This is a genomic window from Arenibacter sp. F20364, assembly GCF_023015905.1.
GTDB lineage: Bacteria > Bacteroidota > Bacteroidia > Flavobacteriales > Flavobacteriaceae > Arenibacter.
In genome coordinates, this window is sequence record NZ_JALKBD010000022.1 from 26,874 (window position 1) to 50,792 (window position 23,919).

At 36.6% G+C, this 23,919-nt stretch carries 22 protein-coding genes; 21 read left to right on the forward strand and 1 reads right to left on the reverse strand.

What is annotated here, in order from left to right:
• The first annotated feature begins 132 nt into the window (after positions 1–132).
• From MWU84_RS16815 to purD, 21 genes are all read left to right on the forward strand, one after another.
• The gene (locus MWU84_RS16815) at positions 133–1,818 is read left to right on the forward strand and encodes a hypothetical protein (protein ID WP_246903869.1); all 1,686 of its coding nucleotides are present in this window, start codon (positions 133–135) and stop codon (positions 1,816–1,818) included.
• Positions 1,819–1,821: 3 nt separating this feature from the next.
• A complete protein-coding gene (locus MWU84_RS16820; protein ID WP_246903871.1) occupies positions 1,822–2,880 on the forward strand; it encodes a hypothetical protein in 1,059 nt (352 codons plus the stop codon).
• A gap of 3 nt (positions 2,881–2,883) precedes the next feature.
• Complete coding sequence (rfbB, locus tag MWU84_RS16825; RefSeq protein WP_246903873.1) at positions 2,884–3,927, forward strand: dTDP-glucose 4,6-dehydratase; 1,044 nt, start codon at positions 2,884–2,886, stop codon at positions 3,925–3,927.
• A gap of 99 nt (positions 3,928–4,026) precedes the next feature.
• On the forward strand, positions 4,027–4,401 hold the full coding sequence (locus tag MWU84_RS16830) for a DUF559 domain-containing protein (protein ID WP_246903875.1): 375 nt from the start codon (positions 4,027–4,029) through the stop codon (positions 4,399–4,401).
• A 76-nt stretch (positions 4,402–4,477) separates the two neighbouring features.
• Positions 4,478–5,341: a glucose-1-phosphate thymidylyltransferase RfbA gene (rfbA, locus tag MWU84_RS16835; RefSeq protein ID WP_246903877.1), complete on the forward strand. Its 864-nt coding sequence runs from the start codon at positions 4,478–4,480 to the stop codon at positions 5,339–5,341.
• 79 nt (positions 5,342–5,420) lie between these two features.
• A complete protein-coding gene (gene rfbC, locus MWU84_RS16840; RefSeq protein ID WP_246903879.1) occupies positions 5,421–5,966 on the forward strand; it encodes a dTDP-4-dehydrorhamnose 3,5-epimerase in 546 nt (181 codons plus the stop codon).
• On the forward strand, positions 5,945–6,745 hold the full coding sequence (rfbD, locus tag MWU84_RS16845) for a dTDP-4-dehydrorhamnose reductase (RefSeq protein WP_246903880.1): 801 nt from the start codon (positions 5,945–5,947) through the stop codon (positions 6,743–6,745). The genes rfbC and rfbD overlap by 22 nt, the downstream gene beginning before the upstream one ends.
• A gap of 16 nt (positions 6,746–6,761) precedes the next feature.
• Entirely contained in the window at positions 6,762–7,895 is a 1,134-nt protein-coding gene (gene wecB, locus MWU84_RS16850) for a UDP-N-acetylglucosamine 2-epimerase (non-hydrolyzing) (RefSeq protein WP_246903882.1), read from the forward strand.
• Between the two features lie 119 nt (positions 7,896–8,014).
• On the forward strand, positions 8,015–9,223 hold the full coding sequence (gene wecC, locus MWU84_RS16855) for a UDP-N-acetyl-D-mannosamine dehydrogenase (protein ID WP_246903884.1): 1,209 nt from the start codon (positions 8,015–8,017) through the stop codon (positions 9,221–9,223).
• Positions 9,224–9,234: 11 nt separating this feature from the next.
• Entirely contained in the window at positions 9,235–10,698 is a 1,464-nt protein-coding gene (locus MWU84_RS16860) for an oligosaccharide flippase family protein (RefSeq protein ID WP_246903886.1), read from the forward strand.
• Positions 10,698–12,089 (forward strand): Coenzyme F420 hydrogenase/dehydrogenase, beta subunit C-terminal domain, encoded by a 1,392-nt coding sequence (locus MWU84_RS16865; protein ID WP_246903888.1) that lies wholly within the window; start codon positions 10,698–10,700, stop codon positions 12,087–12,089. Before MWU84_RS16860 ends, MWU84_RS16865 begins: the two co-directional genes overlap by 1 nt.
• On the forward strand, positions 12,086–13,297 hold the full coding sequence (locus MWU84_RS16870) for a polysaccharide pyruvyl transferase family protein (RefSeq protein WP_246903890.1): 1,212 nt from the start codon (positions 12,086–12,088) through the stop codon (positions 13,295–13,297). The genes MWU84_RS16865 and MWU84_RS16870 overlap by 4 nt, the downstream gene beginning before the upstream one ends.
• 41 nt (positions 13,298–13,338) lie before the next feature.
• Positions 13,339–14,358, forward strand: coding sequence for a hypothetical protein (locus MWU84_RS16875; protein ID WP_246903892.1), 1,020 nt, complete (start codon positions 13,339–13,341; stop codon positions 14,356–14,358).
• 45 nt (positions 14,359–14,403) lie between these two features.
• On the forward strand, positions 14,404–15,606 hold the full coding sequence (locus tag MWU84_RS16880; RefSeq protein WP_246903894.1) for a hypothetical protein: 1,203 nt from the start codon (positions 14,404–14,406) through the stop codon (positions 15,604–15,606).
• Entirely contained in the window at positions 15,554–16,594 is a 1,041-nt protein-coding gene (locus MWU84_RS16885; protein ID WP_246903896.1) for a glycosyltransferase, read from the forward strand. The genes MWU84_RS16880 and MWU84_RS16885 overlap by 53 nt, the downstream gene beginning before the upstream one ends.
• Positions 16,595–16,669: 75 nt before the next feature.
• Positions 16,670–17,554 carry a hypothetical protein gene (locus tag MWU84_RS16890; protein WP_246903898.1) on the forward strand — a complete coding sequence of 295 codons (885 nt, stop codon included), beginning with the start codon at positions 16,670–16,672 and terminating at the stop codon, positions 17,552–17,554.
• The gene (locus tag MWU84_RS16895; protein ID WP_246903900.1) at positions 17,526–18,731 is read left to right on the forward strand and encodes an O-antigen ligase family protein; all 1,206 of its coding nucleotides are present in this window, start codon (positions 17,526–17,528) and stop codon (positions 18,729–18,731) included. Before MWU84_RS16890 ends, MWU84_RS16895 begins: the two co-directional genes overlap by 29 nt.
• A complete protein-coding gene (locus MWU84_RS16900; protein ID WP_246903902.1) occupies positions 18,718–19,458 on the forward strand; it encodes a WecB/TagA/CpsF family glycosyltransferase in 741 nt (246 codons plus the stop codon). The genes MWU84_RS16895 and MWU84_RS16900 overlap by 14 nt, the downstream gene beginning before the upstream one ends.
• Positions 19,459–19,578: 120 nt before the next feature.
• Complete coding sequence (locus MWU84_RS16905; protein ID WP_246903911.1) at positions 19,579–20,931, forward strand: exopolysaccharide biosynthesis polyprenyl glycosylphosphotransferase; 1,353 nt, start codon at positions 19,579–19,581, stop codon at positions 20,929–20,931.
• 60 nt (positions 20,932–20,991) lie between these two features.
• Positions 20,992–21,969: a UDP-glucuronic acid decarboxylase family protein gene (locus MWU84_RS16910; protein WP_246903913.1), complete on the forward strand. Its 978-nt coding sequence runs from the start codon at positions 20,992–20,994 to the stop codon at positions 21,967–21,969.
• 261 nt (positions 21,970–22,230) lie between these two features.
• A complete protein-coding gene (gene purD / locus MWU84_RS16915; protein ID WP_246903915.1) occupies positions 22,231–23,502 on the forward strand; it encodes a phosphoribosylamine--glycine ligase in 1,272 nt (423 codons plus the stop codon).
• A 156-nt stretch (positions 23,503–23,658) separates the two neighbouring features.
• Here purD and MWU84_RS16920 read toward each other — a convergent pair whose 3' ends face one another.
• Positions 23,659–23,880 (reverse strand): uracil phosphoribosyltransferase, encoded by a 222-nt coding sequence (locus MWU84_RS16920; RefSeq protein ID WP_246903917.1) that lies wholly within the window; start codon positions 23,878–23,880, stop codon positions 23,659–23,661.
• Positions 23,881–23,919: the final 39 nt, after the last annotated feature.

A 23,919-nucleotide genomic window follows, 5' to 3' on the forward strand; every position in this document is an offset into this window, starting at 1 on the left:
TTTTTCAATATTTATAATTATTGATTGTCTAAAAGTCTAAATTTATAATTTTAGTACCAGGTAGAAACTGAGAAAAGCTCCACAGGAAAAAAAATAAACAATATAAATTGTAGTTTTGCACGAAATCTGCTTATGAGTAAATCCGTTAACACTACTAGGGCACAAGATTCCACCAATGCCATTGAGCGCTTGTATATTACAATGCGACATCTCTTCAATCGTGGATTTTACAAGCCTTCAGGTATCTCCGGGGCTACTCTTAGACAATCCCTTTTACAGTTGCGCCCAGAAATATACGGTTCCATTGCCGAGGAAAAAGCCGAGCTAAACGGCCTTATGTACGTTTTAGAAAGGTTACCGGAAGGCATAGAACAGTGTCGGTTTATAAACCTAACATCCGATGAAGGATATGCCGGTTCTCAATTCAAACCTATTATTCCCCCAAAAAGGCGAAGAAACTGTTACAGGATAGATGACGAACAGATGAATATCGAGATTACCCGTGGCAGATCGGACATTTACGATATACTAACCCATCTCACCTTTTTGTTCATCGAATCCGAGAAAATTAGCAAAAAGGTCCTTATAGAGGACACGGATAAGACCATAAGGGACTGGGTAAAATTGGAACAGGCTGCGAATAAAGATGAACTTAGCCAAAGGGAAAGGGAAGTAGCCTTAATACATATGGCCAATATTTTGGGAAGACCCTTTATTGAGGTAATGGCCATTCACAAAAAACTTTCTACGACAGCCAATCCGGAACGATTTTTAAAAATTATCTATTGGCTGGGCAAGCTGGCTATTGAGGAGGAAACAACTGGAAACAAAAGGGCCATCACTTTTAGTCCTATGTTACGGGAGCGCCTGGGACACCATATTCATGGGGAACGTTGGGCCAATAGGATTAAAGAAGCCTTACAGAATCAGGGATTATTGGAGCGACCTATTCACATAATAAGTGCCAATATGCACAGCGTTATGAATTCTTTGTTTGCCTCCAAGGCCTTATCCAATACCTTTAAAGGAAAGACAAAATTGGAAATCTTTGAAGCCTTAAGCATTCCCAAAAATTCAGCATTACGGGAAAAAGTCATTGACTACGCTCAAAAGAACGGCATGATTTCTATAGACGATGTTTCCGGTACCAATATAGATGTACAAATATTTGACATGGCCAAGTTGGGAAAAGGGGCTTGCTGTTATGAATTACCCGCAAACTGTCCGGACATTGAAAAACCAGTTATATTTGTAATGGACTATGCCTTTGGGGAACAGGCCTATGAAACGATAGATGAATTATTAAAGCCATATAAATCTAAAAAACACCAAAAGGTATTTTTAAATGTGGCTTCCATAACCATAATGGGAAAAGCAGGTATTCTGGAAGGAGGAAAAGGGGACATTATGATTCCTGATGCCCATATTTTTGAGGGAACCGCAGATAATTACCCCTTTAAAAATGAATTACGTAAAGAAGATTTTGAAGGTAACGGACTTAAGGTTTTACAGGGAGCCATGGTAACCGTATTGGGAACTTCCTTGCAAAATAGGGACATCCTAAAATTCTTCCATGAATCTACATGGAACGTAATTGGGTTGGAAATGGAAGGTGTGCATTATCAGAAGGCCATACAATCGGCTTCCAAAATTAGAAAAAGTATAAAGGAAGATGTTAAAGTGCGTTATGCCTATTATGCCTCCGATAATCCTTTGGAAACGGGGAGCACCTTAGCATCTGGCGGTTTGGGGACCACAGGAGTTAAGCCCACCTATTTAATAACCGACAAAATACTAACACAAATATTTAATTCCTAGTTTATGGCTAATCAACAACCGACAAATAGTAGCTCATCCTCTTCCGATGAAGTAGATTTGGGGCAACTGTTTCAATTAATTGGAAACGGATTCAAGAAATTTTTCCGTTTTATAGGTAATATTTTCAAAGGTATTTTCCATACGATTATCCTATTCCTACTTTTTTTACAGAAGCATTTTATAAAATTTGTGGTTGCGGCTGTTATAGGTTTGGCATTGGGCATCTATTTGGACATGATTAAAAAGCCGAAATTTATTTCCACTATGGTAGTGGAACCTAATTTTAATAGTGTGCAACAATTGTACAACAACGTAAATTTTTACAACGAGTTGGCGCAGGCAGAGGACTCCACCGCCTTGGCAGAAGCCTTGGATGTTGGAGTCTCCGAGGCTTCAAAATTAAAGAAGTTTGTAGTGGAGTCCTATTCGGATGAAAACCAAAAGGTACAATTGTTCGATAAGTTTGTACGCAGTTTGGATTCGACCACCAAAAAAGCCATCGATATGGAGAATTATTTGAAAAATTTCAACTCCATGGATGCCAGATTCCACACTATCTCAGTAACCGCAACGAACAATACTGTCGCCAAAAAGATTCAACCCTCCATTATTAAATCCATTTCCAGAAACGAATATTTTCAATTGCAACAGAGCATAAGTGACCAAAATATAAGCTTACAAGACAGCCTTTACAAGAAGCAATTAATGGAAGTGGATTCCCTTCAACATTTGTATAAACGTGTTATGGAAAAGGAAGCGGAGAAACCACAGCAGGGCACTAACATTAGTTTGGGAGAAAATGGAGGTCAAGAAAATAAAGAATTGGCCCTGATCAACCAAGTAGATAAGTTAAAAGAGAATTTGGTATTGCTCAATGAGGAAAGAGCCAATAAGTCCAGTATCCTAAATGTAATCTCTGCCTTCCCTAGACGTGGAGTAGAGGTTAAGGGAATACTGAATAGCTATAAATTTTGGATTCCGCTTGGATTCATTGGAATTACCTTGTTATTTTTAAGTCTTTTGGACCTAAACAGCTATTTAAAAAACTATAAAAAAGAATAGTTTATGAACATCTTGGTTACCGGTGGGGCAGGTTTTATCGGCTCCCATGTGGTTAGGAGATTGCTCACCAACTATCCAAATTATCACATCTATAATTTGGATGCTCTTACCTATGCCGGTAATCTTGAAAACTTAAAGGATATAGAATCTGCCCCCAATTATACTTTTATAAAAGGGGATATAACGGAGTCCAGTTTTATTCATACTATTTTTAAGAAACATAAGTTTGATGCGGTCATTCATTTAGCTGCCGAGTCGCACGTAGACCGGTCTATATACGACCCAATGGCCTTTGTAAAAACCAACGTTCTGGGAACAGTACATCTTTTAAACGCGGCCAAATCCACTTGGGAAACGGATTATACGGGAAAACGCTTTTATCACATCAGCACGGACGAAGTATATGGAACCTTAGAAGATACCGGCTTGTTTACCGAAACAACGGCTTATGATCCCAGTTCTCCTTATTCAGCCTCCAAGGCTAGTTCGGATCATTTTGTCAGGGCCTATGGAGAAACTTATGGGCTTCCCTATGTAATCAGTAATTGTTCCAACAATTACGGCCCCAATCAGTTCCCGGAAAAACTGATTCCCTTGTTTATAAACAACATAATTAAAAATAAACCATTGCCTGTTTATGGAGATGGCAATTATACCAGGGATTGGCTATATGTATTGGATCATGCCTTAGCGATCGATTTAGTGCTCCACAACGGAAAAAATGCTGAAACCTATAATATTGGAGGCTTTAATGAATGGAAGAACCTTAAATTGGTAAAATTGCTCTGCAAACAAATGGATAAAAGACTGGGAAGAGCAGTTGGTGAAAGTGAAAGTCTTATTAAATATATAAAGGACAGACCTGGGCACGACCTGCGCTATGCCATAGATGCATCAAAAATTAAGAATGAATTAGGCTGGGAGCCCTCGGTTACTTTTGAAGAAGGGCTGGAAAAAACTATTGACTGGTACTTAGCTAATGAAGAATGGTTAAAGAATGTTACCTCTGGGGAATACCGTGAATATTATGGGAGGCAATACAAATAATGATATGATGGATGAATCAGTTATGAATTATCCAACAAAATTGTTGCATACAAATCCCCCTTTGAAGGGGGATATAGGGGGATGTAAAAAACTTACTATTTGAAAAACAGAATTATTCCATACAACCGTAAACTTAAAGCATTCGCTAGAGAGCTAAGGAAAAATAGTACCTTATCCGAAAAACTGTTGTGGAACCAAATCAAGCGAAATGCTTTAGGGGTTGGGTTTCATCGACAGGTACCGATGTTAAATTATATTCTTGATTTTTATTCACATGAGATCAGGTTGCCCATTGAAATTGATGGAAATAGCCATAATCACAAACAACATTATGACAACAAAAGACAATATGAACTAGAACAATATGGTGTAACCTTTCTTAGGATTTCCGATATTGACATAAAGCAACAAATGTTTAGCGTTTTATTGGTGTTGAAAGCTAAAATAGATGAACTAAATATGATGGATAAATAACATCCCCCTTGCCCCCTTCAAAGGGGGAATAATTTGTGACAAACAGATAACTAGATAACTCCATAACTACAACCCCATGAAAGGTATCATATTGGCAGGCGGCTCCGGAACAAGATTATACCCAATCACCTTGGTGATGAGCAAACAGCTAATGCCCATATATGACAAACCAATGATCTACTACCCCCTGGCCACCTTGATGTCTGCCGGTATTCGCGAAATACTGATTATAACCACTCCGAAAGACCTTGACCAATTTAAAGCCCTTTTAGGCGACGGTTCGCAATTGGGGTGCACCTTTACATTTGCTTCCCAAGAAAACCCTAACGGACTGGCGGAAGCCTTTATTATTGGCGAAGAATTTATTGGTGGCGACAAAGTGGCCTTGATCTTGGGTGATAATATTTTTTACGGCTCAGGACTCGCAGCCCTATTACAAGCCAATAACGACCCCGACGGCGGTATTATATACGGATATCACGTACAGGATCCGGAACGCTACGGGGTGGTGGAATTTAATGAGGGGGGAAAGGCCATTAGTATAGAGGAAAAACCATCAGAGCCTAAATCGAACTACGCAGTACCCGGCATCTATTTTTACGATAATGAGGTAGTGGCCATTGCCAAAAATATTAAACCCAGTAAAAGAGGGGAACTGGAAATAACCGATATAAATAAAGCTTATTTGGCAAAGGGAAAATTACAGGTTAGCATTTTGGATCGGGGAACGGCCTGGTTGGATACCGGTACCTTTGCTTCCCTAATGCAGGCCTCACAATTTGTTGAAGTTATAGAGGACAGGCAGGGTCTTAAAATAGGATCTATAGAAGAAGTGGCTTATACCATGGGGTATATTTCCAAAGAACAGTTAAAAAAGCTAGCAAGTCCATTATTAAAAAGTGGGTATGGGGAATACCTAATTGGCCTCATTGGAGAATAATTAGATAGTCAAAGTATAACTGCTGGCGTTGTTATGCTAAGAAAAAGACATTATTTAACTAGATAATAAAAAATAAATATTGAAAATCACAGAAACACAGCTAAAAGGCTGTTTTATTTTAGAGCCAACGGTATATGAAGATGAGAGGGGAATTTTTTTTGAATCCTACCATAAAACAAACTTGGAGAAAGCCCTTGGGGAGACAATAAACTTTGTTCAAGACAATATTTCGGTTTCAAAAAAGAGGGTTTTACGCGGCTTACACTTTCAGGCAGGAAAGCATGCCCAAGCAAAACTGGTACAAGTGGTGCAAGGTGAGGTTTTGGATGTGGTGGTAGACCTGCGTAGGCAGAGCAATACTTACGGACAGCATTTTAAACTTAAGCTGTCTTCTAAAAACAGAAAATCCCTTTTTATACCTAAAGGTATGGCGCATGGATTCTTGGCACTGACACCAGAAGTGATTTTTTCCTATAAGTGCGATTCCCATTACCAAAAAGAATCGGAAAGAGGGATCAGATACAACGACCCTGAACTGGATATCGATTGGGAATTGAAAGGCATGCATGTCATCCTATCCCCCAAAGACTTACAACTACCCCTATGGCAAGATCTACAACTATAAAGCGTGTCCTGGTCACAGGGGCATCGGGGCAATTGGGGCGAAGCCTTCAAGATTTGGCTCATGAATACCCTAAGTTGGAATTCGTTTTTATGGATTCCAAGGACCTGGATATAACCGATTCAAAAAAAGTGAACAAAACTATTGAATTGGGCGCCTTTGATCACTGTATAAACTGTGCGGCCTACACCAACGTGGAACAGGCCGAGAAAAGTCCGGAAATGGCCTTTAAAGTAAATGCAGAGGCTGTAAAGAATTTGGCTTTGGTCTGCAAGAAATATCATGTAACACTAACACACATCTCTACGGACTACGTCTTTGATGGGAAAAAAGGGTCTCCGTATACCGTTTATGACCGACCCAACCCCATCAACGAATACGGAAAAACAAAATGGGAAGGTGAAAAATATATTCAAGAAATAATGGACCAATATTATATTGTACGCACTTCCTGGCTATACCATAAAAAATATGGCAAGAACTTTTACAGGACCATATTGGAAAAGGCCAATAAGGGAGAGGAATTACGCATAACGGACGCGCAGTTAGGCTGCCCTACCAATGCAGTCAACCTTGCCAAATATCTATTGAACCTAATAGCCAATAGCAATCAGCAATATGGCACTTACCATTTTACGGACGGTAAAGCCATGAGCTGGTACGGGTTTGCCCTCAACATCCTGGAAGAAAATGGGTTGAAAAATACTACAACTATTGTGAAGGACAATAATTATCGTAGTTTTGCCAACCGACCTAAATTTAGTGTGTTGCAAAAAATGTAACATTAATATTAGAAGAATGAAAATTAAAAACCTAATAATTTTTGGAACCCGTCCAGAAGCCATAAAGATGGCGCCATTAGTAAAGGAATTTCTTAAATTTCCTGATAATTTTGACACAAAGGTCTGTATTACTGCACAGCATAGGGAAATGTTAGACCAAGTCCTAGATTTTTTTGAGATTAGACCGGACTTTGACTTAAATCTAATGAAGCCCAATCAAAACTTATATACCCTTACTGCTGATATTATCACCAATTTAAAATCGGTTTTGGAAGAATTCAAGCCAGATTATGTTTATGTACATGGAGATACCACAACTACTATGGCTGCCAGTTTGGCTTCATTTTATGCCGGAGCTCAAGTCTGCCATATAGAAGCTGGTTTAAGAACCTTCAATATGCAGTCGCCATTTCCAGAGGAAATGAACAGAACTGTAACCGGAGTAATAAGTAACTTACATTATGCTCCAACGCCTACCTCCAGGGACAATTTACTACGAGAGAATAAAAAGAAAGAAAACATTGTAATAACTGGTAATACGGTTATTGATGCCCTTTTGTTTAGTGTAAATAAAGTAAATAGTCAAGAATTTGAAGATAAAGAAGTATCTCAATTAAGGTCACTTATAGATACTGACAAAAAATTAATATTAGTAACTGGACACAGAAGGGAGAATCACGGTCAAGGCTTTATTAATATATGTGGTGCTTTAAAGCAGATAGCATTGGACAATGCAGATGTACAAATTGTATACCCGGTTCATCTCAACCCAAATGTACAAAAACCAGTTTACGAACTTCTTGGGGACATCGCTAATATTTCCCTTATTTCACCACTTTCCTACCCCGCCTTTGTTTGGCTCATGGAAAAGTCTTATATGATCATCACGGATAGCGGTGGTGTTCAGGAAGAAGCACCTAGTCTGGGTAAGCCTGTTTTAGTGATGCGGGACACCACGGAGCGTCCTGAAGCCGTAGATGCTGGTACGGTAGTACTGGTCGGCACCAGTTTGACTAAAATTGTTTCGGAAGCTTCGAAACTTCTAAACAATCCCGAGGCTTATGAGCAGATGGAAAAACTTCACAACCCGTATGGAGATGGAACAGCATGTACCAGAATTGTGAACCATATTCTGGAAATAAATTCCTAACAAAAACAGAACATAGCGCTCACAACCAATAATACCAAGTATTTACCCAGCTGAGTTAAGAACTATGGAGCGTTGGGCCTGATAATAAGAATCATTCAATTGAAGAAATACGATTAAAAATGAATAAACCAGAAGTAGTAATGATAGGCTTGGGCTATATTGGTCTTCCTACTGCCGCATTAATAGCACAAAACCAAACCCATGTCCATGGTGTAGACATTAACCCAGTGGTAGTAGAAACGATTAATGCAGGAAAAATTCATATCGTTGAACCTGAATTAGATAAAGCTGTAGCAAATGCAGTAAAAGATGGTTTTTTAACGGCATCCACTACACCTGTGGTGGGCGGCACCTACTTAATTGTAGTGCCTACACCCTTCAAGGGAAAAAACGAACCGGATATTTCATTTGTTGAAGCAGCTACAAATGCAATATTACCTTTGTTAAAGGAAGGTGACCTATATATTATTGAATCCACATCCCCAATTGGAACAACGGAAAAGATGATGGATCTAATATATAATGAACGGCCTGAGCTAAAAGGGAAAATCTATATAGCGTATTGTCCTGAACGTGTCCTGCCCGGTAATGTCATGTATGAATTAGTGCATAATGATAGAGTAATTGGCGGTGTGGATCAAAAATCAACTGATAAGGCTATGGCATTTTATGCCAACTATATAAAAGGAGAATTACATAGCACCAATGCGCGTACGGCAGAGATGTGTAAATTGGTAGAAAATTCCTCTAGGGATGTACAGATTGCTTTTGCCAACGAACTATCACTTATCTGTGATAAAGCGGACATCAATGTTTGGGAATTAATTGCTTTGGCCAACAAACACCCTAGGGTTAATATTTTACAGCCCGGTTGTGGGGTAGGTGGACATTGTATAGCGGTAGATCCTTATTTTATAGTTGCTGATTACCCTATGGAATCCCAAATTATTGGTAAGGCTAGGGAAATAAATAATTACAAATCCTTTTGGTGTGCAGAAAAAGTTCAAACCGCTAAACTACAATTTGAACTAAAGCACGGTCGTAAGCCTAGCATTGCCATAATGGGCTTGGCCTTCAAGCCCAATATTGATGATCTTAGAGAGTCTCCTGCAAAATACATTGCGCAAAAGGTGCTACAAAATGCCAATAATGAAGAGTATTATATTGTAGAACCCAATATTCACGAACATAAGGTGTTTAAATTAACCCCATACCAAGAGGCCGCAGAGAAAGCGGATATCCTTGTGTTTTTAGTGGCTCACAAGGAATTTAAAACATTAAAATTGAAAAAGGATCACATTGTATTGGATTTTTGCGGGATACGTTAAATCATGGCTGATTGAAGAAAATAAAGGAACTTATTGGAAAAGTTAACAAATCGGAAGATTTAAGGGAGTTCTCCGTTAATTCCTTTTGGTCATTCTTGGGCTCTGCAATTTCAAAAGGATTGCTTTTTGTGGCTTGGTTAATGGTCGCGAAAATATTGGGGAAAGAAGGCAATGGTGAAGTAGGAATTGTACGTTCCACCATCAATGTATTTGTTATTTTCGTAGGATCTGGAATAGCACTAACAACTACTAAGTTCATTCCGGAATTATTGGAGAAAAACAAAGAAAGGGTGGGTAAAATTATTAGCCTAACCTTAACTGTTTCTACACTTATTGGTTTTATTTTAAGCTTACTTTTGTTCATAGGGGCCTCGTTCATTGCCAATCATATTTTAAGTGCTCCTGACTTATTGGTTACATTACAAATAAGCTCTTTCCTTTTATTTTTAAGTGCCCTGAGTAGCCTTTTATCTGGTTGTTTAAGGGGTTTTAAGGACTTCAAGTCATTGATGGTTATTAACTTTTTCTACGGTATAAGCTTGCTTGGACTTTTGTATTTTGGGACTATTGAATACGGGGTAGAAGGAACTTTTGCAGGGTTTACAATTAGCACCTTAATCTTGGTAATATTTGGAGTTTTTTATTTAAGAAAAAACCTTGTTCATAAGGAGATAGCACTTTCTTTTAATTTTAAGGGAGAATATCCAATACTCAGACAATTCACCCTACCAGCCATTCTCACTGGTATTATGGTCATGCCCTTTAAATGGGGCATTGACACCATCATGGTAAACCACCAAAATGGCTTTAAGGAACTAGGCCTATTTACCGCACTAATATTGTTTCAGAATTTGGTAATGATGGTCACAACAACTCTAGATGCACCTTTGATCACTATCATGGTTAAAGAGAAAATCAATAAAAAAATAGAACGGTTAAACCTTATAATCCCCTGGGCCATTGGCATATTTATGGTCTTGCCCGTATTCTTTTTCCCAAATATCTATGGAGTTTTATTAGGAAAGGAGTATATGGAGGACGCGAATTATAAAGGCACTTTGTTCCTAATACTTATAACCACCACCATAATGCTGTATAAACAAGGCATAGCCCGGATTATGATCGTAAATAATCTTATGTGGTTAAGTTTTTTAAGTAATTTAATTTGGGGGATAATACTACTATCCGTATTCTATTTCACAAAAATCAAGGACGCCGAGTCAATGGCTTTTGCATATTTTATTGCTTATATAGTTAATACGGTAATTATCATACCCATATATGTAAAGAGAAAGATAATTCCGTTGTCATTGATCAAATCCAAATTATCCATCCTAATTTGGATTATTTTTTCTATCCTTGTGGTTACACTTTACCAATTTAATGTTGTCAATGTTGAAATTAGAATTTTGGGCCTAATAACGGCATTAGGGATCTTTACATCTTTATTTTATAAATTATTGTTCACGGATTAATGAGAAAATACAACAATGTAGTTAAAAATGTAGTCGACAACAATTTGTGTGTTGGTTGTGGGATTTGTGAACCGGTCTGCCCCACAGACAGCCTTAAAATTAAATTGAACCAAGAAGGAACCTATGAACCTTATATGGAAAACAATGAGTGTGATGAAACCGGTAATTGCCTCAAAGTTTGTCCATTTAATCCATTCCCGGATAAAGAAGTAAGAACAGAGGACGAAATCTCTGATAAGATAAATATTCAGGAGGATAATTTTAATCATTCCAAAGCCTTTGGAAAATATCATTCCCTCCATGTAGGTTATGCCAGTGATTATCGCGAAGAAGCTTCCTCAGGAGGAATTGCAACTTGGTTATTAAAAAAAATGCTCCGCGAGAAAATTGTAGATGCGGTTATTACCACCGTTGAAGAAACATCGGACAACAATAGGTATTTTAAATATGTTATAATCGACAAACCTGAGCAATTAGACTTATCTTCTAAAACCAAATACTACCCGATTGAACTAAGCGAAGTATTAAGACTATCCCAAAAGAAATCCGGTAATTTTGCCTTGATAGGTTTACCGTGTTCCATTAAGGCGATACGTCTGGCCCAAATAAATGACCCAAGCAATTGGCATCATATAAAATTTACGATTAGCATTTTTTGCGGGGGATTAAAAAGTTCATTTTTTACGGAATATTTGGCTTCCAAAATTGGGGTTGGACCTAACCAAATCACCAAACCGCAGTATAGGGTCAAAAATGTAAACTCCAACGCAGGTGATTATTCCTTTTCTTGTGTTAAAAAAGGAGAACAAACTCCTCGTGTATTGCCGATGAAACAAGTTGGGGATATGTGGGGAACCGGTTACTTTAAGCCAAACCCCTGTGATTTTTGTGAAGATTTATCAGGAGAATTGGCCGATATCTCATTAGGTGACGCCTGGATACCACCATATAATCAAGATGGTCGAGGAAATAGCCTCATAATTACAAGAACCATTTTAGCCAAACAACTAATAGCAGATGGCATTGGGGATAAACAATTATTATGTGATGTAATCAGTAAAAAGCAAGCATTTCTTTCTCAAGAAGGAAACTATAACCATAGAAGAAAAGGGTTGTCATATCGCCTCAAATGGGCCGACAGAGATAACCAAATAGTTCCTCCCAAAAGAACAAAAAAGGTTTTTATAGAAAACCCAATTAAAGCTAAAATTTTTAGGCTAAGACAAAAGATTCAAATTGAAAGTACGATTTTTTGGGGAATGGAAAGAAATAAAATGGAATCCAATTTTGAAAAGAACATTTCAGCAACTAAAAATAAGCTTATGTTTTATACTAAATTGGATCATTTATATCGAAAAAAATATTGGATAAGAAAACTGAAAGGAAAATGAAAAATATATTATTGTACGGTATTTGGGGAGTATATAATTACGGTTGTGAAGCAATTGTTAGGGGCACGGTAAATAGTCTTCGAACAATGTTTCCTGATGCGACAATTACTTACGCTTCATTTGATGTTGAAGATGACAAAAAAAGGTTGAAAGGATGCGATATTAAAATAATTGAAAGACCTTTCCACAATAGTCTAATAAAACGCATTATAAGGAAACTGTTATCATATGTAAATATTGATTATCCAGTGTATATTGATTCATTTGATCTTGTAAACGATTATGACCTCATCGTATCCATTGGTGGAGACATGTATACTATTAGTTCTACCGGATATTATCCTTACTCTTTAATGAAATTTGGTGATGTGGCTATTCAAAAAGGCAAAAAATATATTCTTTGGGGTTGCTCTATTGGACCATTTGACGATCACCCTAAAATTTTAAGGAAATTCCAACAACATTTAGGAAATGTATCCTTGATTGTTAGCAGGGAACATGAAACTGTGGAATACCTTGAAAAAATTGGGGTATCAAACAATGTATTTTTCGCCCCCGATCCAGCTTATAATGTTGCCACGGATAATATAAAAATTGATGACAATAGTACCGAGATATCTGCTATTGGCATTAATTTGAGTCCATTATCCACTCTTTACTTCACCGATAATTTGGAGGAAGCAATTAAAAATCAATCCAAGACCATATCTGATATTATAAAAGAATTAAATTGTAAAGTTATTCTATTGCCACATGTTCTATCCAAGGACATCAAGGATGATGACTATAGATATCTTTTAAAAATAAAAAATATAGTTTCTAAAATACACGGAAATAGAATAGAAATTGTTGAAAATGACCCAGGTTTTATAGGAATTAAAGAGCATATTAAAAGGTGTGACGTTGTAGTTGCGGCTAGAATGCATTGTGCCGTAAATGCAGTGGCGACCCATATACCAGCTATATTTCTTTCCTATAGCAAAAAATCCTTGGGAATGGCCAACTTAATTTATAAAAGTACCGATTTTGTAATGGATCTCGAAGAGTTCAACAACTCAGGTGCTATTATTGCTAAAATTCGGGAAATTTTGAAAATTGACAAACCGAATTTTTACTCCAAGGTTAATGAACTTAGGAGAACAAGTTATCTTGGTGAAGTGAAAAAACATATTTTAACGTCCACTCAGAGGTCTGCCATAAATGATTAATTATGCGATATGAAATATTTTGAAATATAAACTATGTCGCAATGAGAAGTAAAGTGCTATTTTATCTAACCAAGTATAAATCTGTAAATGATGCGGTTCAGTATTACTTACAAATAATTAGTGAAGCCCTCACCGGCCAGACCAATTTTCATGTCTATGAGAATTTGAAGGAGGCTAAATCTGCTGATATAATTGTAACCTATTTTGTTAAAGACTACTTTGTAGCGCGTATAATGCACCCGCGAAGCACTATAATTAATTGGTTTCAAGGGATTCTTCCGGAGGAATCTTACATGTGGCAAAAAAGTAAATTGCGTTACTACATGTATAGTTTTATGGAGTGGTTTTGCCTAAAGACATCGGACTATAATTTTTTTGTTTCCGAGGCAATGTTGGATCATTATCAAAGAAAATACAATTACAAAGGCAATAAGTACTTTATCATGCCCTGTTTTAATGCTCAAATGAAGGATGACTTTGAGATGAAAGTTGATAGGCCCTCATTTGTATACATTGGTTCCCTTTCCAAGTGGCAATGCTTAGACGAGACTTTAGAGGTTTTTAAAGAATTAAACAAGCAAATTCCTACTGCTTCCATTGAAATCTTGACCAACAAGCAGGAGGAGGCTAGACAGTTATTAAAAAAATACCAAATAGTAAATGGGAGTGTAAATTATGTGCCCTTGGAAGAACTGTCGGAATATTTGGTTAAATTTAAATTCGGCTTTTTGATCAGAGAGGACATTAATATCAATAATGTGGCAACCCCCAACAAGTTATGTACCTACATGGCATCTGGGGTGATACCCGTTTATTCTGATGTAATTGATTCTTTTAAAATTCACATGAAGGGTGTGAAACACAAAATAACATTAGCAACACAGTTTGATTTGGAAGAGGCTAAAAATCAAATTGTTGAATATGAAAGGAGCACAGTTATAGATTACACAGAATTACATAGCGATTACACCAAACTTTTTAATGTGTTTTACAATAAAGATCAATATGTAGGTAAGATAAGATTAGCTCTAAACGAACTGGACATAAAGGAAAAAGTTTAACTTCAAAAATAATATTTTTTGCGAGTCTCGATTAAAAATACAGCCGTGGTTCTTCCATTGGTTCTAATTTTCGTTTCGGAGTATTTTAGATTTACCAGTCCCGCATTAGGGCTCTATCTAAAATTATTTGCAGCACTCTTGATGGTCCTGATTTCCATTCTTTTTCGCAAATTTGACAAAAACCTTGTTTTTTTTTCAACATTGTTCTTGCCTTTTTTGATTCTCCATTTTTTTTTATCCTTCAACTACAATGCTGCTACTGAAGAATTAATTAGATATCTTTTCCCTATTATAGTGCTGTTTTACGGTTATGCCATCAAGGAAAATTATAAGTTTCTGTTCAAGTTTTTACTGGTATTTCTGATTTTGAATTATATAGCCCAAATTTTTAACTATTATTTTTGGTCACAAGGTATAAACCAATGGTTCTATGTCTATACATCGACAGGGCGCGTTAATATTCCCGCAGTTGCCGGTATCCTCAGGGCTACTGGCCTAATGGGCTTTTTTAGCACATTTGGTTTCTTTAACCTCATTATGTATTTCCTAATTGACTTTTTTTATGAAGGAAAATTTAAGAAAACCCTTATGGTTCTTACGGTGGTATTTTTATTCCTTAGTTTGTCCTTTAAAGGTATAGGTACATTTTTGTTCCTATTATTCTTATTCTCCAATAAAAAAATAAAAATTATAGGGATAGCGCTCTTTGTTTCTTTTGTGACCTTTGTATTCTTCCCTTCCAAGGTAGCTTTCATGGCTGACAATGCAAAAATTAGAATTGAAGCTTATATATCGGAAGGTAATTCAGCACGATCCGAATCGTACAGGGTTATGTTTCAAAACACTGATTTCTTGTTCGGAGAGGGCCTTGGTTCATTTGGAGGACCTGCATCTACGAAATATAAGTCCCCATACTATGATGAAGTAAATTTTAATTGGTACGGCCTGCCAAATTTACCTACCACGGATACCTTTTATCCACATTTGTTTATAGAAATAGGTTTTATTGGCACTTTGTTATACCTATTTCTTTTCTTAGTTCCATTATTAAGGGCAAAGAAATTAAGTGTAGTATACTTTAAAGCCATATTAATAATTTACTTTGCCCTTTTCGTGGATGCACTCTTTACATATTCGCTTAATAATTTGGTTTATTTATCTGTTTCATTATTATTAATCCCCGCCATATTACACTATGAAAAAGAAAACAAAGGTCCTGTTTCTAGCCAATATTCCCCAAGCAGATAAAAGGTCGGTAGGCGGTGCTACCATGTTGTCAAAAAAAATATTGGACTTCCTTCAAACGAAAGAAGAAATAGATTTGACGCATTATCAATTCAGAAAAAACTGGAAACCGAAATTTCAAATAGTGGATTTTATTCTGCTTTCCCTAAAATTGCCCTTTATAATCCGGAAATATGATGTTGTGAGCATTCATTCCACTCCAGATATGAATTTAGTATTAGGCCCAGTTTTGGTTACAATTGCCAAAACATTTAATAAAAAAATTGTATATCATTTTTTTGGCGGCAATTTTTATAATCAATACACTTCCGCCCCAAAATTTATTAGAAGGATAGTAGACAATACAACCTTTAAAGCGGACTTCGTATTTTTTGAAACCAAACAACTCCTTAATTTCTTTACTACAAACAGAACTACCAATATGATATGGTTGCCCAATTCCAGGGATAAAATTATAAACAAGTTTCCAAAAAGATCGTTCAACAAAAAATTTGTTTTTATATCAAGGGTTATTAAAGAAAAGGGTATTGATTTAATATTGGAGGCCTTTGAAAAACTGGATAACTCCTATACCGTTTCCATTTATGGGCCAATACCCCCCAACACCTATAGCGTTGAGGAACTAACAAAGCGTAATTGCTCTTATAAAGGGATTTTATCAGAAAAGGAAGTAACAGAGGTATTAAACGAAAATGATGTACTTTTGCTACCAACCTATTTTGACGGTGAAGGTTATCCTGGCATCATCATTGAATCTTTATCAATGGCAATGCCAGTTATATCAAGTGATTGGAAGGCTATAAATGAAATAATATCTACTGGCTATAATGGCCTTTTATGTATACCTAAAAATCCAGACTCCCTATTGAAGCAAATTCTTCATCTAAACCAAGAAAACTACCCCTTGTTTTCCAAGAATGCATGGGAAAGTTTTGAAAGATTTAATGCTGATAAGGTCTTTAAAAAATTGCTAAACAGTTACTTAAGTTAAATACAAAAAACACTAGTGAATCCTGTTCCAAACAAAATTATTTATACATTATCTTTTTTAGCTATTTCCATTTATATGCTAATAGATTTTGATTTAAAGGGACATAGGGAATTTCCCCAATTGAATTTTGATTGGAACAGAATAGAATTAATCAAGGATTATGGCAGTTACGAGTTAATCTCCTTGGCCCACAATTCGGTCAGCTTAAAGCATAGAAAAGACCTCAACGGTTTAAGCAGCAACAATACCTTGAAAATTAAAACCAACAAAGGCAAGATCTATTATTTCAGGTATGAATATAAACTAGTAAAGGATGCCAACATTCAGCTTCGGGGAGGAGTATGGCTAACCCAACAACCTAAAAACTTTAAGAAATCCATTATCTCAATTAGCGAGGTACATTTACCGATGGTTAAAAATGGTGATATCAATATTTGTTTCCTAGGTTATTCTGACAATAAATGGGGTGGGTATAGATCAATAATGAAGGATTTAAAACAAAAAAATCAGGACATAAATTTTATAGGCCCCAAGCAAGATGTATATGGTTATCCATATATGCCCATCAATGTCAAAAAAGGGCTTGGGGCCGTTGTAGAAAATTTAAATCAGTTACCAAAAACCGACATTTACATTGTTTTTATTGAATCTATAGCAACATACAAGAATAGGGAAGTTTGGATTCAATTTGTTGAAGAAATTACTAAAATGGGGCAAATAATATATCTTAACACCTGGCCCGAACTAGAGGAAAATCCCAAAAATGTAGAAATTCGAAAAATAAATAAACTTCTTCGTGACATCTCCGAATCCAATGAGAATATAAAAATTTTGGAATTAAACGGCCACAATGGTGCCACCGCAACCATGCTGGAGAATGGCCAATATTTTATGGATAATTCTGGTTATAAATTGTATAAAAAGAAAATACTTGAACAAATTGAACGTAAAAGAGACTAAGGTTAAAATATTTTATTGGCTACTATCCTTGGTACTTGTTACATTGCCGTTTCCCAAGTACAACTTAAATTCCCAATGCATAATCGCCTTGGCCGTTTTCTGGTTGTTCTTCAACTCCTTTACAGAAAAGAAAAATAATTTAAAAAAGAACATGGGAAGCTTTTTCACAATCTCAAGTCTTTTCATAATTTCCCTCCTTGGGTTAACATATTCTTCAGATTTCGACACAGCAATAGGCAACCTAAAAATTCCATTTTTAATATTTCCGCTTATTATATTTTCAATTGATGAACTAACCAAAAAAACCACGCAGAAATTATTGGATTTATTTTCAATTGCTACTATCCTAGCAGCCCTCCTTGGTTTAGGCAAAGCGTTTTGGCTCTCCTATAACGATTTGGGAGATTATTTTTATTATCTTGATTTTTCAAAGGTATTGGATAAACACACCACTTATTTTTCACTATTTGTCTGTATATCTATTATTAATATCGCCTTTGGTTTATCACTTAAATCCGGATATTTTATATGGTGTAGAGTAATTGCCATCGCCTTTCTACTATTCGTATTATATTTATTGAGTTCAAAGATCAGTTTAATTTATCTTATCATTGCTACAATACTGTCTACTATCAGAGCCTTTTTGAAAAAAGATTCTGAATCGTTTAAAATAAAAGTACTCAGATTATTAGTTTTGGTTATTTTGCCAATAATGTTTTTGACCCCAAATTTAAAAGCGCGTATTTCAAAAGAAAAAGCCTCCAATATAAGCGAAAGAGTACAACTCTGGGGTGCTGTACTAGACAATTATCTGGAAAAAAATATAATCTTTGGAGCTGGCACTGGAGATGGCCATCAAGGTCTTGTAGAGCGTTATAAGGAAATACATTATGAGGTCGCGGCCAAAGATGAATATAATGCGCATAATCAGTATTTGGAACAATTACTTTTTTATGGTGTAATTGGTCTAATCTTATTAATTGTTTTACTATTTCATACACTTCGTATTTTATATACAAAAGACCAACCGCTTTATTTAGTGATTTTTATATCATTTTTAATTTATATGTGTTCAGAATCTATTTTAGAAAGACATAGTGGCCTAATCGCGTTCTCGTTTCTTACCACAATATTTTTATCCACTTCCAACCAAAAAAATGCAGATGCAGAAAATTAATATCCTCAATACAAGCATTCACAACCTTAGCATGCAAGAAACTTTGGAAATTGTAGACAATAGCATATCACAAGGCAAACAATTACATCATGTGGTTGTTAATGCCGGAAAAATTGTGGCTATGCAAAAGGATTTACAATTGCGAAAAAGTGTAAATGAAAGCGATCTGATCAATGCCGATGGACAAGCGGTAGTTTGGGCATCAAAGGTATTGGGAAAACCATTGAAAGAGCGAGTAGCGGGAATTGACTTGATGGAAAACTTGGTAAAATTAGCACATCAAAAAAATTATAAAATATTCTTCTTTGGCGCACAGGAAGAGGTTGTTAAAAAGGTAGTGGACACCTATACAAATCAATTTTCCCCAAATATTATTGCTGGCTACAGAAATGGATATTTTAAAAAGAATGACGAACAATCCATAGCACAAGAAATTGGAAAAAGTGGTGCCAATATTTTATTTGTGGCGATAAGTTCCCCTACGAAGGAAAATTTCCTTTATGAAAATAAAGCCTTGTTACAAAAAATCAATTTTGTAATGGGGGTAGGTGGAAGTTTTGATGTAATAGCGGGAAAGGTGAAACGTGCCCCACTTTGGATGCAAAAATCAGGACTTGAATGGTTCTTTCGTTTTTCCCAAGAACCCAAACGAATGTGGAAAAGATATTTAGTAGGTAACAGTAAGTTTGTTAGATTGGTAATAAGAGAAGCTCTCTTCAAAAATTAAACTAACAAATTACCTTAATGAAGGCTATAAAATTAATTAGGACTTAATCTTTACTCAGTTTATAAGTTTTAAAATTTATCTTTATGGCCGGTTAATAATTCAAAGTTCGGCTTAAAATTAATGTTTTCCAAAAAACACCGTTATTCTAGTCTCATAACTCCAGTATCCTATGGGGTGGATTTATTGGTTATAAATCTTTTTGCGTATATCCTGCCCATAAATTTTCAATACCCCATACTTTTTCACAGTTATCTAACCTTGGCCTGGGTTATACTTTCCTTCAAAAACAACTTTTATGTAGTATATAGATATACCAAGGTATCTTACATTTTAAAACTTCTATTTAACCAGTTTGTATTATTCTTTTTAATACTTTATGCCTTCATCGGTTTTTTTAAACAACCCAATATTAGTCGTTTGGCACTTGGGGAATATTTCATTTCGGCAGGCTTGACCATATTCACTATTAAGTTCTTGAATTATATTTTTTTAATGAAATACCGCGAAAGGGTAAAAGGAAATATGAGAAATGTCGTTGTTATTGGAAAGAACAAAAAAACAGATCAGTTGATTGACGTTTTTAATGACCGACGTGAGTATGGATACCATTTCATGAAACAATTCTGTCCTGAGGACCCTTCATTTGATATCTATAAGTCCTTTGTATACATCGTTGAAAACAATGTGGATGAAATTTATTGTTCTGTTTCAGAACTTAAGAACAATCAGTTAACCGAATTCATCAACTTTGCAGACAATAATTTAAAAACCCTGAAGTTTATTCCGGATAATAAAAACATCTTTTCCAAAAAACTAACCTTCGAGTATTACGATTACATTCCAATTTTGTCCCTTAGGGATATCCCCCTGCACAACCCATTGAATTCTGCTTTAAAAAGAGGTTTCGATATTGTATTTGCATTAATTGTAGTGGTTGGAATTCTATCTTGGTTGGCTCCCATAATTGCACTAATTATAAGATTGGAAACCAAAGGGCCAGTATATTTTAGACAAAAAAGAAATGGAATAGACAATAAGGAATTCTATTGTTATAAATTTAGGTCCATGGCTCCCAACGAACATGCCGACAGCCTTATGGCTGTTAAAAATGACATGCGTACCACCAAAGTGGGCAAATTTATCCGTAGAACGAGCATCGACGAACTTCCTCAGTTTTATAATGTCCTCTTTGGAAATATGTCCGTTGTAGGTCCCCGTCCCCATATGGTTAAACATACGAATGAATTTGCCAACAAGGTGGACAAGTATATGCTACGCCACTTTGTTAAACCTGGGATTACCGGTTTGGCTCAGGTAAGAGGATATAGAGGTGAGATCGAAACCGATATTGATATTTTAAATAGAACAAAATTTGATATTTTTTATATTGAAAACTGGTCGTTGTTCATGGATCTTAAAATAATAGTTCAAACAGTCTTAAATGCTATTTCCGGAGAGAAAAAAGCCTACTGAATAAAAGTTTTATCAAAAAGGTGCGCATATATATATTTAGTACCTTAACTTAAACAACAAATGAAAAAAGTACTTATCACCGGGGCAGCCGGATTTTTGGGATCGCATTTATGCGATCGCTTTATAAAAGAAGGTTATTACGTTATTGCCATGGATAACCTGATTACCGGTGACCTTAAGAACATAGAACATCTTTTTCCCTTGGAACAATTTGAGTTTCAACACCACGATGTATCCAAATTTGTACATATTCCTGGTAAGCTCGACTATATCCTGCATTTTGCCTCCCCAGCAAGTCCTATAGATTACTTAAAGATCCCCATTGAAACCCTAAAGGTTGGTTCCCTTGGCACCTTAAACTTGTTGGGCCTTGCCAAAGAAAAAAAAGCTAGGATATTGGTTGCCTCTACTTCGGAGGTGTACGGTGATCCCCTAGTGCACCCACAAAGTGAGGACTATTACGGCAACGTTAGTCCAATTGGGCCACGTGGGGTTTATGATGAGGCCAAAAGATTTATGGAATCCATTACCATGGCCTACCATCGTTTTCACGGTGTGGATACGAGAATCGTTCGCATTTTCAACACCTACGGTTCCAGAATGCGACTCAACGACGGACGAGTGGTACCTGCCTTTATGGGACAGGCCCTAAGAGGAGAGGATCTTACCGTTTTTGGGGATGGTTCCCAAACAAGATCTTTCTGCTATATAGACGATCAGGTGGAGGGTATCTACCGCTTATTGATGAGCGACTATACCGATCCCATAAATATTGGCAATCCACATGAAACAACGATCAAGCAGTTTGCAGAGGAAATTATTAAACTTACTGGAACGGACCAAAAAATAATATACAAACCCTTGCCACAAGATGATCCCATGCAGCGTGAACCAGATATTACCAGGGCCAAGGAAATATTAGGATGGGAGCCTAAAGTGAACAGGGCCGAGGGTCTTAAGAAAGTCTACGATTACTTTAAGTCTCTATCCCCGGAAGAATTACAGAAAAAAGAACACCGGGAATTCTCGGCCAAATAAAAAATTTCAAGGAATACAAAAATAAGCGAACAATTGCAGTAGCAAGTGGTCAGAAGGCGTAGGATTCAAGGTTGACCTACCATTTTTTTCCTTTTTACCCTTTCCCAAGTGTTCTTTAACATTTTGTTATAGCATACAGCTTAAAGCCTATTGCTAATCCCTTTAAAAACTTCCAGAAAGACAAAAATCCAACGGATTTATTTTTACCCAAGTAGGCACATATTCCATTTCAAACCGTATTTTTGGGGAAATTTTTTAAGAATGAACATCCTGATCCTTGGTGCCGGAGGGCGCGAACATACCTTAGCCTGGAAGCTAAAACAAAGTCCAAAACTTAAAAATCTTTTTGTAGCTCCCGGTAATGCGGGTACCGCTGTCATAGCCAAAAATGTACCCATTGGTGTAAACGATTTTGAGGCCATTAAGAAATGTGTGCTATCAGAAAATATCGAAATGGTCATTGTAGGGCCAGAGGATCCCTTGGTTAATGGGGTGCACGATTTTTTCCTCAATGATGCCGACTTAAAAAATATTCCAGTCATTGGCCCACAAAAAGCAGCGGCTACCCTGGAAGGCAGCAAGCAGTTTGCCAAGGAGTTCATGATGCGCCATAACATCCCTACCGCTGCCTATGAAAGTTTCACCGCCCAAACTTTGGAAAAAGGCTATGCTTTTCTGGAAACCCTTAAACCACCCTACGTATTAAAAGCGGACGGACTGGCTGCAGGGAAAGGGGTTTTGATACTAAATAACCTACAAGAAGCCAAGGATGAACTTAAAACTATGCTGATCGACTCCAAATTTGGAGCCGCAAGCACCACCGTGGTCATTGAGGAATTTTTGGATGGGATTGAACTGAGTTGTTTTGTGCTTACCGATGGAAAAGGCTTTAAGGTCCTACCCACCGCAAAAGATTATAAAAGAATTGGTGAGGGTGATACCGGATTGAATACAGGCGGTATGGGGGCCATTTCCCCAGTTCCTTTCGCTGATAAGGTTTTCATGGATAAAGTACTTGATCGAATCGTAAAACCTACCGTAGAGGGCTTTAAATTGGACAATCTACCTTATAAGGGATTTGTGTTCATAGGTTTGATAAAAGTAGGCGACGAACCCAAAGTAATCGAATACAACGTACGCATGGGCGATCCCGAGACCGAAGTGGTCATACCAAGGATAAAGAATGATCTGGTAGAAGTTTTTGAAGCCGTTGCAAACCAAAGCTTGGATAACATCGACTTGGAAATAGATGAACGTGCTGCCACCACAGTAATGGCTGTATCCGGAGGTTATCCGGAACCTTATGGGAAAGGAATGGAAATAACCGGTTTTGAGAATATAGAAGATGCCGTTGTATTCCATGCCGGAACCGAATTAAAAGAAGGAAGGGTGTTGACCAATGGAGGTAGGGTTATGGCGGTTACCGCCTATGGTGCCGATTACAAGGAAGCACTAAAGAAATCCTATAAAAACATGGAGAAACTACAATTCGATAAAATGTACTATCGCAAAGACCTTGGATTCGATCTTTAAAAATCAACCACATATAGAAATACTATATTTTAGTATAAGAAAGGGGATAGCGTTTGCTATCCCCTTTCTTATATACTTTTTTGTTCTTAAGTTTTACTCAGGAACAACCACAGCTTTAAAAAGAAGCCATGTTTCTAACGGAAATACAACTAATATTTATAGGTAGGAGTGTGCGGTTGCGTCTTTATTCTCCTCACCACTATCATTGTATTTTTTCAACTCCAACATCCAATAAACAAAGGCTGCAGCGCCAATCAGCATAAAAATCCAGTTCAATGTATTTGCTCCCCACCAATTCTCCATAGCGCGTAATGCGTCTAAAGGCGCAAAAAGCACATTTACAAATAAATCCTCTATACCGTAAAAAAATGAATCCATCTTAATTATATTTACCATGCAAAAATATAAAAACCTAGG